This is a genomic window from Actinoplanes sp. CA-030573, from assembly GCF_050951115.1.
Taxonomy (GTDB): domain Bacteria; phylum Actinomycetota; class Actinomycetes; order Mycobacteriales; family Micromonosporaceae; genus Actinoplanes.
The window spans coordinates 845,194-857,306 of sequence record NZ_CP192038.1 but is presented as its reverse complement, the minus strand read 5'-3'; the positions used below and the strand labels follow the sequence as shown (position 1 = coordinate 857,306).

Below are 12,113 nucleotides of genomic sequence, written 5' to 3'. Positions count from 1 at the left end.
TTGTCAGCCGTTCGGGACTAGCCCGTCAACTTGATGTGTCAGCTGATGCCCGCGTCCGTGCAAGCCTTCGCGAACTCCGCGGTGCAGAGCTCTTCCTTGGTGACGAAGCCGTCGGCCACGACGTCCTTGACGTTCTCCTTGGTGATCGACTTCGGGGTCAGCAGCACCGAGGCGACGTCCTTCTTCGACTCCGGGTCGGTGACCTTGCCGGTCGCCGTGGTCGGCTTCTGGCCCTTGGCGATGTCGATGGCGAGCTTCGACGCCGCGTCGGCCTCCTGCTTGATCGCCTTGTAGACGGTCATGCACTGGTCACCGACGAGGATGTTCTGCAGGCCCTGGGTGGTCGCGTCCTGGCCGGTGACCGGGACCTGGCCGTTGAGCTTGTTCTTCTTCAGAACGGAGATGGCCGCGTTACCGAGACCGTCGTTCGCCGCCAGAACACCCTTGATGTTCTTGTTCGAGGTCAGCATCTGCTCGAAGATCGTGCCGGCCTGGGCGTTGTCCCAGTCCGGAACCGACTGGTCCGGGCCCTTGACGAAGTCGCCCGAGTCGTACTTCGGCTTGAGCACCGAGTCGTAGCCCTGCTTGAACAGGGTGGCGTTGTTGTCGGTCGGGGAGCCGTTCAGCTCGGCGACGACCGGCTTGACGGCCTTGTTCGCGGTGAGGCAGTCGACCAGGCCCTGGCCCTGCAGCTCGCCGACCTTCACGTTGTCGAACGACACGTAGTAGTCCGCGCCGCCGTTCAGCGTGAGGCGGTCGTAGTCGATCGTGGCGATGCCGGCGGCCTTGGCCTTGTCCAGCACGGCCTTGCCGGTGCCGGAGTCCAGGTTGACGATCATGAGGACCTTGACGCCGCTCGAGATCATGCCGTCGGCGATGGTCTGGAACTGGGTCTTGTCGCCCTGAGCGTTCTGGATGTCGGCCTGGACACCCGCGGCGTCGAACGCCTCCTTGAGGTACTTGACGTCGGCGGTCGCCCACCGCGCGGAGCTCTTGGTGTCGGGCAGGATGACGCCGACCTTGCCGGTGGCCGTGGTGCCGCTGCCGCTACCGCTGCCGCTGCCCTTGTCGTCCTTGCCACAGGCAGCCATGCTGCCGGTGGCCAGCAGGCCGACCGCGGCAAGAGCGAACAGTCCCTTACGCATTCCTTGTGTCCTTTCGGGTGATCCGGGCCTTCGATCGGATTCGATGGTGTGCGCTGCCGGGAGTGTCGCTCCCCGAGACGCCGAATGATCAGGAGCTAGTTTGTTGTGCCCGGCAACGTATTCCCGTTGCGGCCCGTCGCACAAGCGGTGCGCCCTGGGGATCTCGTAACCCGGCATAACAATCCGGCAACACGGCGGTGATACCGGGATTCCGGCCCTTCCCGCAGCCTGGGCCCGTTCCCGGGCAGTGGCTTCAGGTGGCTCACGTAGTGACGCTAAGTCACAGCCGTGCCCGATCTCTCCCATTCTCGGGAGAAAGATCCGTCCGGCCAGTAACGTTGTCGTAACGGACCAGCGTTTGACGAGCGAATAGTCGGTTATGTCCGAATGTCAGCGGTAACGGCGTCGGTCAACCGAATCAGATCATCCGGCGCGACGGCTACCTGCAGCCCGCGCCGGCCCGCCGAGATGAACATCCGGTCAAGAGCGAGCGCCGACGAGTCCACCACCGTGGGCAACTTCTTGCGCTGCCCGAGCGGACTGATGCCACCCCGCACGTAACCGCTGCTCCGCTCCGCCGCCGCCCGATCGGCCAGGGTGGCCCGCTTACCGCCGGCGGCCTGCGCCAGAGCCTTGAGATCGAGCTCGCCGGTGACCGGCACGACGGCCACCACCAGGGCGGAGTCGACCTCGGCGATCAGCGTCTTGAAGACCCGCTCCGGCTCGATGCCCAGCGCCTGCGCCACCAGCGCCCCGTAGTTCGGCGCGTCCGGCGAGACGTCGTAGGGGTGCAGCGTGTGGTCGACCCGCTGGTCGGCCAGCACGGCGGTGGCCGGGGTTCCGGCCGCGGGCTTTCTTGCCATGGCAACGAAATGTACTCGCACCGGTTCCCGGCCGACGAAGCGATTTTTGCCCTTTTGTGCAGCTGGACCTGCCCCTCAGGACGCCCGGCAGAGCAGTGCCATGGGCGCGCCACCGATCCGGGTCAGCACCAGCGACGCCGCGGCCGGCCCGCTGAGCCGCAGGTCGCGCCGCAGCTGATCGGGTTCGAGGGCCGAGCCGCGCTTACGGATCTCGAGCCGGCCGATCCCGCGCTCGCGCATCAGGGCCCGCAGACGCTTCAGCGAGAACGGCAGAACGTCAAGGACTTCCAACCGGCGCCCGTACGGGGTGAAGACCGCGCCGTCCGTGTAGACGTAGGCGATGTCGGGGTCGGCGAGGCGTCCCCCGATCGAGGCGGCGAACTCGGCGACCAGGTGCGAGCGGACCACGGCCGGGTCGGGGTCGTAGAGGAACGCACCCACCTCGCCAACCGGCGCCCGCTCCCGGCCCGTCCCCGTCAGTTCCGCGCCCGCCGGCAGCAGGGTGGCCCGGCGCGGGACCTCGGCCAGCGGGCCGCACCAGAACGCGGCCTCGACCAGGTCGCCGTCGACGCTCACCCACTCGCCCTCGGCGCCCGGCGGCAGCAGCTCGTGGTCGATGCCGGGGGCCAGCTTCAGCACCGTGCGCGGGACCCGGTCGGCGAGGCCGGCCACGAAGTCCCACGGCGGCGAGTACGACTTCGGGTCGAAGACGCGGCCACGACCCGCTCTCCGGCGGGCCGGATCGGCGAAGACCGCGTCGTAGTCCTCGACGCGCACCGTGGTGGCGTCCGCGCACTCGACCTTCACCAGGGCGTCCAGGCCGAGCGCGACGACGTTGGCCGCCGCGATTTCGGACGTCAACGGGTCGGCTTCCACCGCGTACACCCGGATGCCCGCCCGCGCCGCCGCCAGCGCGTCCGAGCCCAGCCCGCACCCCAGATCGGCCAGGGTCCGCACCCCGGCCGCCGCGAGGCGCGCCGCCCGCCGCTCCGCCACCACCGCCCGCGTCGCCTGTTCGAGCCCGGCCCGGGTGAAGAACATGTCCCGGGCCGCCGCACCGAACTTCGTCTCCGCGCGCCGCCGCAGCTCGACCTGCGTCAGCGCGGCCGCCGCCAGCTCGGGGTCGATGCCGCGGGAACGCAGCGACGATGCCGCGGCCAGCGGATCGCCCGCGCTCGCGGCGGTGGCGTCGGCCGCCTCGGCCAGCGCATTCAGCCCATCGGGGGTCCGCAACCGGGCTAACGTCTCGGGTGTCACGCCAGGCATTCTCCCCGGCGTGACGACACTGGCACTCTGGTTGACGGAGTGCTAGTTCCGGCATAACCTCGCGATTAGCACTCTCAACATGAGGGTGCCAACCGCTTCGGCCGGGCGCACGCCCGACGTGGTGGTTAGGCACCAGGCGGACCGGCACCCGCGACGACGGCCCCGCCCGGTGGCATGAGGCATCGACCGGCCTATATCCATGGGCCGGCGGAAACCTGTACCCAGGAGGGTATGCCCGTGACTACCGCGACCAAGGTTGCGATCAAGCCGCTCGAGGACCGCATCGTGGTCCAGGCGAACGAGGCCGAGACCACGACGGCGTCGGGCATCGTGATCCCCGATACCGCCAAGGAGAAGCCGCAGGAGGGCACCGTCCTCGCTGTCGGCCCGGGCCGGATCGACGACAAGGGCAACCGCGTTCCGATCGACGTCAAGGTCGGCGACACGGTCCTCTACTCGAAGTACGGCGGCACCGAGGTCAAGTACGCCGGCGAGGAGTACCTGGTGCTCTCCGCCCGCGACGTCCTCGCGGTCATCGAGAAGTGACCAACTGACAGTGCTTGCCGCCCTGGCCCACATCGTTGGGTCAGGGCGGTGGTGCGTGAAGGGACCTATACATGGCGAAGATTCTCAGCTTCTCTGACGACGCCCGGCACCTGCTGGAGCACGGCGTCAACACGCTCGCCGACACGGTCAAGGTCACCCTCGGCCCCCGCGGCCGCAACGTCGTCCTGGACAAGAAGTTCGGCGCGCCCACGATCACCAACGACGGCGTCACCATCGCCAAGGAGATCGAGCTCACCGACCCGTACCAGAACCTCGGAGCCCAGCTGGTCAAGGAGGTGGCGACGAAGACCAACGACGTCGCCGGCGACGGGACCACCACGGCGACCGTGCTCGCCCAGGCGCTGGTCCGCGAGGGCCTGCGCAACGTGACCGCGGGCGCCAACCCGCTCGGCCTCAAGCGCGGCATGGACCAGGCGGCCGAGGTCGTCTCCAAGGCGCTGCTGGCCAAGGCGGTCGACGTCGACGACCACAAGGCGATCGCCAACGTCGCCACCATCTCGGCCCAGGACGCCACCATCGGCGAGCTGATCGCCGAGGCGATGGACCGGGTCGGCCGCGACGGCGTCATCACCGTCGAGGAGGGCTCGGCGATGCTGACCGAGCTCGAGGTCACCGAGGGTCTGCAGTTCGACAAGGGCTTCATCTCGCCGAACTTCGTGACCGACGCCGAGTCGCAGGAGGCCGTCCTCGAGGACGCGTACCTCCTGATCACCACGCAGAAGATCTCGAGCATCGAGGAGCTCCTCCCGCTGCTGGAGAAGGTTCTGCAGTCCGGCAAGCCGCTGCTGATCATCGCGGAGGACGTCGAGGGCCAGGCCCTGTCCACCCTGGTGGTCAACTCGATCCGCAAGACCGTCAAGGTCGCCGCGGTGAAGGCACCGGGCTTCGGCGACCGGCGCAAGGCGATGCTGCAGGACATGGCGATCGCCACCGGCGGCGAGCTGATCGCGCCCGAGCTCGGCTACAAGCTCGACCAGGTCACCCTCGACATGCTGGGCACCGCCCGGCGCGTCGTGGTCGACAAGGAGAACACCACGATCGTCGACGGCGGCGGCAAGTCGTCCGAGGTCGCCGACCGGGTCGCCCAGATCCGCAAGGAGATCGAGGCGTCCGACTCCGACTGGGACCGCGAGAAGCTCTCCGAGCGCCTCGCGAAGCTCTCCGGCGGCATCGCGGTGATCAAGGTCGGCGCGGCCACCGAGGTCGAGATGAAGGAGCGCAAGCACCGCATCGAGGACGCCATCGCGGCGACCAAGGCGGCCGTCGAGGAGGGCACCGTCCCCGGCGGCGGCGCCGCTCTCGCGCAGATCGTGTCCGAGCTCGACAACAACCTCGGCCTGACCGGCGAGGAGGCGATCGGCGTCGGCATCGTCCGCAAGGCGCTGGTGGAGCCGCTGCGCTGGATCGCGCAGAACGCCGGCCACGACGGCTACGTCGTGGTGGGCAAGGTCGCCGAGCTGGGCTGGGGCCACGGCCTCGACGCGGCCACCGACGAGTACGTCGACCTCGCCGCGTCCGGCATCATCGACCCGGTCAAGGTGACCCGCAACGCGGTCTCCAACGCCGTCTCGATCGCCGGCCTGCTGCTCACCACGGAAAGCCTCGTGGTCGACAAGCCGGCCGACCCCGAGCCGGCCGCGGGCGGCGGTCACGGTCACAGCCACGGCCCCGGTGGTCACAGCCACCAGCACGGCCCCGGCTTCTGACCCGCCAGCCGCACGAGTTCCGCAACACCGGAAGGGCGCGCCACCCGGCGCGCCCTTCCGCGTTTCCGGCCCGCGCCCGCTTTCCCGCCCCGCGCCCGCCTCTTCGTGCCCGCGCCTCGCCTTCCCGGCCCGCGCCGGTCTCCTCCCTCCCGTCAGTGCGCCCTTCCGTTTTTGGGTGCCGGCGGTAGAGTGCGGCCGTGACCATCCGGGCTTCCGACGACGATCGGCAGCGGACCGTGACCGCCCTGGAGCGACACACCGGCGCCGGCCGTCTCACCTTGGACGAGTTCGCCGAGCGCGCCCAGCTGGCCCACGACGCTCGCACCCTGGACGACCTCAACGCCGTGGTGAGCGACCTCCCGGTCCTCCCCGACGCCGACGGCCCCCGCCGCGACCTCCTGGTCCTCTTCGCCGTAGCCGCCCTGACCCTGCTCATCCTCGGCGTCTTCATCGCCGTCACCCGCTGAGCCGCTCCCCGCGCTCGCGCCTCGTCCTCGATCGGCGTCAGCGTGCCGCGCCGGCTCTATCCCCGGCCAGCGACTCGCCCGGCTCGCCGGCGTCGTCCGGGGTGCGCTCGCCGTGCCAGGAACGCCACAGCGCCGCGTACGGACCGTTCGCCGCGACCAGCTCGTCGTGCGAACCCAGCTCGGTGATGCGCCCGTCCTCGACCACCGCCACCCGGTCGGCGTCGTGCGCCGAGAACAGCCGGTGCGCGATCGCCACCACCGTTCGCCCGCGCAGCACCGCCGCCAGCGAACGCTCCAGGTCACGCGCCGCCCGCGGGTCGAGCAGCGACGTCGCCTCGTCGAGCACCAGCGTGTGCGGGTCGGCCAGCACCAGCCGGGCGAGCGCGACCTGCTGGGCCTGCGCCGCCGTCAGCTGATGGCCACCCGAGCCGACCACCGTATCCAGCCCGCCGGGCAGCCCGAGCGCCCAGTCGAGCGCGTGCACCGCCTCCAGCGCCGACCGCACCTCCTCGTCGGTCGCCCCCGGCCGGACCATCGCGATGTTGTCGCGCACCGTGCCGATGAAGACGTGATGCTCCTGGCTGACCAGCGCCACCTCGGTGCGCAACCGGTCGAGCGGCAGCTCGCCGATCGTCACCCCGCCCACCGTGATCGTGCCGCCGGTCGGCTGGTGCACGCCGGCCAGCAGGCGCCCGAGCGTCGACTTGCCCGCCCCGGACGGCCCGACGATGGCCAGCCGCTCCCCCGGCTCGAGCGTGAGATCGATCCCGTGCAGCACCTCGCGTCCCGGCACGTAGGCGAAGCGCACGCCACGCACCTCGATCCGCGCGCCGACCGGGGTGGGTACCACGGCCGACTCCGGCTGCGGATCCCGCTCGGCCACGCCCAGCAGCCGGGCCAGCGACGCCATGCCGACCTGGAGCTCGTCCAGCCACCCGAGCAGCCGGTCGACCGGGTCGATCAGCATCTGCGCGTAGACGACCGCGGCCGTGAGCTGGCCGAGCGTCACCGTCCCCCGCAGATAGAGCAGACCGCCGACCAGCAGCGTCGCCACCACCGGCAGCACATAGCCGACCTCGACCGTCGGGAACCACACCGTTCGCAGGAACAGCGTGTACTTCTCCATCAGCCAGGTGCGGTGCAGGTCGTGGTCGGTGCGTTTGACCCGGTCCCGCCGGCGGCGCAGCGCATCCACGGTGCGCGCGCCGTCGACCGTCTCGGCCAGCCCGTCGGTGACGGCCGAATAGCGGTTGTTCTGCTCGAGATAGGCGGCCGGCGCCCGCTTCAGATACCACCGGGTGCCGACGACCAGGATCGGGACGGCGACCAGCAGCGGGAGCGCGAGCAGGGGCGTGACGACCGCCATCGCGCCGACCACCAGCACCACCGTGATCAGCGCGATCATCGTCTCCGGCACGGCGAGTCGCACACACCGCGAAAGAGCATCGACATCCCTGGTCGTACGGGTGAGAAGGTCGCCGCTGCTAGCACCTTCCACCGTGGAGAGCGGCAGGGCCAGCACCCGCTCGACGAACTCCTCGCGCAGCCGGGCCAGCACCCGCTCGCCGAGCCGGGCCGACGCCAGGTACGCGAAGCGGGTCAGCACCGCCTGCAGCACGACGAACCCGGCGATCAACGCGCCGAGCCGGTCGATCACGGCGGCGCCCCGGCCGTGCTGCAGGCTCTCGACGAGGTCGCCGAGCAGCCGCGGCCCGACCAGCCCGGCGATCGCGGCCAGCACGTGCAGCCCGACGGCACCCCAGAGTGCCCGCGGATAGCGCCGGAACAGGTCGCGCACATATCGCCGCACCTGCGCGGTGTCGGCGATCGGCAGACGCCCGCTCACGGCAGCACCCTCCCACCCTCGTCGCTGAGATCGCCCTCGTCGCCGGGATCGCCCCCGTCGGTGGGATCGCCCCCGTCGCCGGGATCGCCCCCGTCGCTGGGATCGTCCTCGCGCAGCACGACGCGGGCGTAGGCCGGCTCGCGATCGAGCAACCCGTGATGGGTGCCGGTCGCGACCACCCGGCCCTCGTCGACGAAGCAGACCCGGTCGGTGCGATCGAGCACGAGCGGGCTGGACGTGCAGATCACCGTGGTGCGGCCGGCCCGCGCGGTGATCAGGCGGTCGGCGATGCGGGCCTCGGTGTGCGCGTCGACGGCGCTCGTCGGCTCGACCAGGATCAGCGTGCCGGGGTCGGCGACCAGGGCCCGGACCAGGCGCAACCGCTGCTGCTGCCCGCCCGAGAACGACCGGCCCCGCTCGGCCACCTCGCTGTCGAGCCCCTCGGGCAGCGCCTCGACGATGTCGGTCGCCGCCGCCGTGTGCAGGGCGGCCGGCAACAGCCCGCTGCCGTGCGGGTCGAGATCGTCGCGGAGCGGCCCCGAGAACAGGTGCGCGTCGTTGTCCGCCACCAGGATCCGCTCGCGGACCGTGGCCAGCCCGAACTCGTCCAGCCTCCGGCCGCCGGCGGTGCCGCCCTCCGCGTACCGCCCGAGGCGGTCGGCGATGAGCGCGGCCTCGGCCGGCTGCGCCGAGACGATCGCGGTGATCTCGCCCGGATGCACGACCACCCCCGACTCCGGGTCGGCCAGCTCGCCGGCGAGGCTCTCGGGTGCGGCCGGCGCCGGCGGATCGGGCAGGTCGGTGGTGGCGGTCAGCATGGCCACCACCCGGCGCGCGGCGACGTGACCGCGGGTGAGCTTGTCGAGGGCCTCGGTGAGCTGGCGCAGCGGCGCGACGAGGAACGCCGCGTACGCGTAGAAGGACACCAGCTGCCCCACCGTGATCTGCCCACTCAGCGCGAAATGCGCGCCCAGCCAGGTGACCAGCACCAGGAAGATGCCCGGCAGCAGCACCTGGGCCGCCTCGAGCAGCGACTCGACGCCGGCCGTGCGCACGCCGGCCGCCCGCAGCTCCTGCGACTCGGTGCGGTAGCGCTCGGCCATCACCGCCTCACCGCCGATGCCGCGCAGCACCCGCAGACCACCGACCAGATCGGCGGCGCGGCCGGTGAGCAGGCCCTGCTGCTCGCGGGTGACCTGCTGCCGGTGGTGCAGCGGCCGGATCAGCAGGCTCACCACCGCCATCAGGATCGGCACGCCAAGCACCACGACCAGGCCGAGCGGCACCGAAGTCGTGAGCAGGATGACCGTCACCGTGATGACGGCGACCAGCGAACCGGTGCCGCGGGCGGTGATGTCGATGGCGGCGCCGATGGACCGGATGTCGGAGGTGCCGATCGCGACCACCTCGCCGGTGTCGAGCCGGCGGGGAAGAGCCGAGCCGAGCCGGCCCGCCTGCCGCACGGTGACCTGGACGGTCACGAACATGGCGCTCAAGAAGTTGACCACTGCGAACCGGTGGCGGGCCACGCCGGTGTAGGCCTGCCCGGCGCCGATCCCGGACAGCACGAGACACCAGACGATCAGGTCGTGGCGGTCGTGCCGGGTCGCGGCGTCGATCGCCCGGCCGATCACGGCGGGGACGAGGGCCTGGCAGAGCATCCACAGCACGGCCAGGGCGATGGCGGCGAAGACGGTCACGTGATAGCGCCGGACCAGCCAGCCCAGGTAATGGGTGGCGGACCGGTCGTCGGGGGCGCCGGGGTCGGCATCGGGCAGCTTTCGCATCAGGGCCCCGACGTTACGGGCGGGGTATGACAGTTTGCGATGCGTTTTCCCGGCCTCTGGTCAGCGGTCGACGGGGCTGAAATCCCAGACGTGCGGCGAGCGGGCGACCAGCTTGGCCGGCGGCGCGGGCAGGCTCTCCGGCGTGCCGCGCCACTTCGAGATGACCACGATGCGGTGGTCGGTCGACGAGAACACCTCGCTCGACACGTGCTGCGGCAGCACCTCGATCCGGGGCACCGCGACGTCGCAGACCCAGGTCAGCAGCTCGTCGAAGCCGCTCGCCTGGGCCCGCACCTCCCACATCCGTGCGATCATGCTGGCTTCCTATCCCGCCACGCTGACCGTGGTCAATGCCATTGAGGAGTCTGCGGGCAGATCGAGACGTGAGGGCGCGACGCCGGCCGCCACCAGGCGCGAGCCGAGGGCGGCGACCATCGCACCGTTGTCCGTGCACAACTGCGGACGCGGAACGCGTACGCGAATCTTGTGCTTTTGTGCTCTGAGCTCGGCCAATTGACGCAAGCGCGAGTTGGCCGCCACGCCGCCGCCGATCACCAGGGTCTCCACGCCGTGTGCCCGGCAGGCATCGATGGCCTTAGCGGTCAGCACGTCGCAGACCGCCTCCTGGAAGCTCGCCGACACGTCCGCCACCGGAACCGGCTCGCCGTCCCGTTCGCGCGCCTCCACCCAGCGCGCGACCGCGGTCTTGAGGCCCGAGAAGGAGAAGTCGAAACGGTGCGCGGCCAGGTCTTTCGGCGCGGTCAGTCCACGCGGGAACGCGATCGCCGCCGGATCGCCCTCGCCCGAGCGCCGATCGATGACCGGCCCGCCCGGAAAGCCCAGCCCGAGCAGGCGCGCCACCTTGTCGAACGCCTCGCCGGCCGCGTCGTCGATCGTGGCGCCGAGCGGGGTCACGCCGTTGGTCAGGTCGTCGACCAGCAGCAACGAGGAGTGGCCGCCGGAGACCAGCATCGCGATCGCGGGCTCGGGCAGCGGACCGTGCTCCAACGTGTCCACCGCGACGTGGGCGGCCAGATGGTTGACGCCGTAGATCGGCTTGCCGGCCGCCAGCGCGTACCCCTTGGCCGCCGCCACCCCCACCAGCAGCGCGCCCGCCAGTCCCGGACCGCTGGTCACCGCGATCGCGTCGATGTCGGCCAGGGTGACCTTCGCGTCGTCGAGCGCGCGTTGCATGGTCGGCACGATCGCCTCGAGATGCGCGCGGCTGGCCACCTCCGGCACCACCCCGCCGAACCGGGCATGCTGGTCCACACTGGACGCCAGCGCGTCGGCGAGCAGGGTGTGACCACGCACGATGCCGACACCGGTCTCGTCGCAGGAGGTCTCGATCCCGAGGACCAGGGGCTCGTCAGGCATTGCGCATCATCACCAGGGCGTCGGTGTTGCTGGGTTGGTAGTAGCCGCGCCGGATACCCACCGGCTCGAAGTCGTAGGTCGCGTAGAGACGTTGCGCGGGCATGTTGTCGATCGCGACCTCGAGCAGCGTCTGCTTGATGCCGCGCCGTTCCGCCTCGCCGAGCAGGGCCTCGAGCATCGCGCGCCCGACGCCGCGGCGCTGTCCCGTCCGGCGGACCGCGATGTTCTGCACCCACGCCTCGTCGTCGGTCGCGGACAACCCCGCGTAGCCGAGCAGATCGTCGCCCTCGGTCGCCACGATGTAGAAGTTGCGCTGCGCGAGCTCGTTCCAGAACATCGCGGACGACCACTTCTCGGCGCCGAAGAGGTCCTCCTCGATCGGCAGCACCTCGGCGATGTGCCACCAGCGGAATCGCTCGATCAGCATCAGGTCAGCACCGGCTTGCGACCAGCGGGCTCGACGGCGTCCGGGCGCCGGAGATAGAGCGGCGTGAGCGGCTCGCTCGGCGCGGCCTCGCGAATCCGCTCGGCCGCGAGGGCCACGAGGGCGGCGCCGGGTGGATAAAGGAGATGTTCCTCCACCGGTACGCCGAAGACGTCGCCGTATTTGAGCCCGCCCTCGCCCACGACCCGCTCGAAGTCGCCCTTGATCTCGGCCGGCTTGGCCACGTCGGGCTCGCCGGACCGCACCCCGTCCACATAGGTGGCGAAGTAGACCTCGCGGCGGCGCGCGTCGGTGGCGACCAGCACCCGCCCCGGACCGGCGGCCCGGCCGAGCCCGTCGAGCGAGCACACGCCGTAGGTGGGTACGGCCAGCGCCTGGGCCATGCTCGCGGCCGTGGCCAGCCCGACCCGTAGCCCGGTGAACGGTCCCGGCCCCAGGCCGGCGACGATCGCTTTCAGGTCCGATACTCGTACGCCGGCCTCGGTCAGCGTCGCCGCGATCTCGGGCGCCAGCTTCTCACCGTGCGCGCGGGGGTCGACGGTGCGCCGCTCGGCGATCCCGCGCAGACCGTCCGCGGTGACCTCGACCAGCGCCGCGGTGGAGGCCGGGGTCGAGGTGTCCAGAGCTAGTACGAGCACGTGCCG

General features: G+C 71.1%; 12 protein-coding genes. 3 read left to right on the top strand and 9 right to left on the bottom strand.

The annotated features are described in order from the left end of the window. Window positions 1–38 precede the first annotated feature (38 nt). The 3 genes from ACQP2F_RS04085 to ACQP2F_RS04075 form a co-directional block, all read right to left on the bottom strand. Entirely contained in the window at window positions 39–1,145 is a 1,107-nt protein-coding gene (locus tag ACQP2F_RS04085) for a sugar ABC transporter substrate-binding protein (RefSeq protein ID WP_433300731.1), read from the bottom strand. 377 nt (window positions 1,146–1,522) lie between these two features. After that, window positions 1,523–2,008 (bottom strand): Cys-tRNA(Pro) deacylase, encoded by a 486-nt coding sequence (gene ybaK / locus ACQP2F_RS04080; protein ID WP_433300729.1) that lies wholly within the window; start codon window positions 2,006–2,008, stop codon window positions 1,523–1,525. 75 nt (window positions 2,009–2,083) lie between these two features. Beyond that, window positions 2,084–3,274 carry a class I SAM-dependent methyltransferase gene (locus tag ACQP2F_RS04075; protein WP_433300727.1) on the bottom strand — a complete coding sequence of 397 codons (1,191 nt, stop codon included), beginning with the start codon at window positions 3,272–3,274 and terminating at the stop codon, window positions 2,084–2,086. 231 nt (window positions 3,275–3,505) lie between these two features. Here ACQP2F_RS04075 and groES point away from each other — a divergent pair, with 231 nt between their 5' ends. The 3 genes from groES to ACQP2F_RS04060 all read left to right on the top strand — a co-directional run bounded on the left by groES (window position 3,506) and on the right by ACQP2F_RS04060 (window position 6,014). Next, window positions 3,506–3,820 carry a co-chaperone GroES gene (gene groES / locus ACQP2F_RS04070; protein WP_018222648.1) on the top strand — a complete coding sequence of 105 codons (315 nt, stop codon included), beginning with the start codon at window positions 3,506–3,508 and terminating at the stop codon, window positions 3,818–3,820. A 71-nt stretch (window positions 3,821–3,891) separates the two neighbouring features. Continuing rightward, window positions 3,892–5,547, top strand: coding sequence for a chaperonin GroEL (gene groL, locus ACQP2F_RS04065; RefSeq protein WP_433300726.1), 1,656 nt, complete (start codon window positions 3,892–3,894; stop codon window positions 5,545–5,547). A gap of 197 nt (window positions 5,548–5,744) precedes the next feature. Then, a complete protein-coding gene (locus ACQP2F_RS04060; protein ID WP_433300725.1) occupies window positions 5,745–6,014 on the top strand; it encodes a DUF1707 SHOCT-like domain-containing protein in 270 nt (89 codons plus the stop codon). A gap of 37 nt (window positions 6,015–6,051) precedes the next feature. On the opposite strand, the gene ACQP2F_RS04055 is transcribed toward ACQP2F_RS04060, so the two are convergent. The 6 genes from ACQP2F_RS04055 to tsaB are packed head-to-tail and all read right to left on the bottom strand — an operon-like array spanning window position 6,052 to window position 12,107. After that, window positions 6,052–7,860 (bottom strand): ABC transporter ATP-binding protein, encoded by a 1,809-nt coding sequence (locus ACQP2F_RS04055; protein ID WP_433300724.1) that lies wholly within the window; start codon window positions 7,858–7,860, stop codon window positions 6,052–6,054. Continuing rightward, complete coding sequence (locus ACQP2F_RS04050) at window positions 7,857–9,647, bottom strand: ABC transporter ATP-binding protein (protein WP_433300722.1); 1,791 nt, start codon at window positions 9,645–9,647, stop codon at window positions 7,857–7,859. The genes ACQP2F_RS04055 and ACQP2F_RS04050 overlap by 4 nt, the downstream gene beginning before the upstream one ends. A 60-nt stretch (window positions 9,648–9,707) precedes the next feature. Beyond that, entirely contained in the window at window positions 9,708–9,962 is a 255-nt protein-coding gene (locus ACQP2F_RS04045; RefSeq protein WP_433300721.1) for a hypothetical protein, read from the bottom strand. A 9-nt stretch (window positions 9,963–9,971) separates the two neighbouring features. After that, on the bottom strand, window positions 9,972–11,024 hold the full coding sequence (gene tsaD / locus ACQP2F_RS04040; RefSeq protein WP_433300719.1) for a tRNA (adenosine(37)-N6)-threonylcarbamoyltransferase complex transferase subunit TsaD: 1,053 nt from the start codon (window positions 11,022–11,024) through the stop codon (window positions 9,972–9,974). Further along, complete coding sequence (rimI, locus tag ACQP2F_RS04035; protein ID WP_433300717.1) at window positions 11,017–11,451, bottom strand: ribosomal protein S18-alanine N-acetyltransferase; 435 nt, start codon at window positions 11,449–11,451, stop codon at window positions 11,017–11,019. Before rimI ends, tsaD begins: the two co-directional genes overlap by 8 nt. Beyond that, window positions 11,451–12,107 (bottom strand): tRNA (adenosine(37)-N6)-threonylcarbamoyltransferase complex dimerization subunit type 1 TsaB, encoded by a 657-nt coding sequence (tsaB, locus tag ACQP2F_RS04030; RefSeq protein WP_433300715.1) that lies wholly within the window; start codon window positions 12,105–12,107, stop codon window positions 11,451–11,453. Before tsaB ends, rimI begins: the two co-directional genes overlap by 1 nt. Between the last annotated feature and the right edge of the window lie 6 nt (window positions 12,108–12,113).

Bases quoted from the DNA above. Each gene is read 5' to 3' on its own strand.
- ACQP2F_RS04085 (WP_433300731.1), bottom strand. From the start codon at position 1,145: ATGCGTAAGGGACTGTTCGCTCTTGCCGCGGTCGGCCTGCTGGCCACC.
- ybaK (WP_433300729.1), bottom strand. From the start codon at position 2,008: ATGGCAAGAAAGCCCGCGGCCGGAACCCCGGCCACCGCCGTGCTGGCC.
- ACQP2F_RS04075 (WP_433300727.1), bottom strand. From the start codon at position 3,274: ATGCCTGGCGTGACACCCGAGACGTTAGCCCGGTTGCGGACCCCCGAT.
- groES (WP_018222648.1), top strand. From the start codon at position 3,506: ATGCCCGTGACTACCGCGACCAAGGTTGCGATCAAGCCGCTCGAGGAC.
- groL (WP_433300726.1), top strand. From the start codon at position 3,892: ATGGCGAAGATTCTCAGCTTCTCTGACGACGCCCGGCACCTGCTGGAG.
- ACQP2F_RS04050 (WP_433300722.1), bottom strand. From the start codon at position 9,647: ATGCGAAAGCTGCCCGATGCCGACCCCGGCGCCCCCGACGACCGGTCC.
- ACQP2F_RS04045 (WP_433300721.1), bottom strand. From the start codon at position 9,962: ATGATCGCACGGATGTGGGAGGTGCGGGCCCAGGCGAGCGGCTTCGAC.
- tsaD (WP_433300719.1), bottom strand. From the start codon at position 11,024: ATGCCTGACGAGCCCCTGGTCCTCGGGATCGAGACCTCCTGCGACGAG.
- rimI (WP_433300717.1), bottom strand. From the start codon at position 11,451: ATGCTGATCGAGCGATTCCGCTGGTGGCACATCGCCGAGGTGCTGCCG.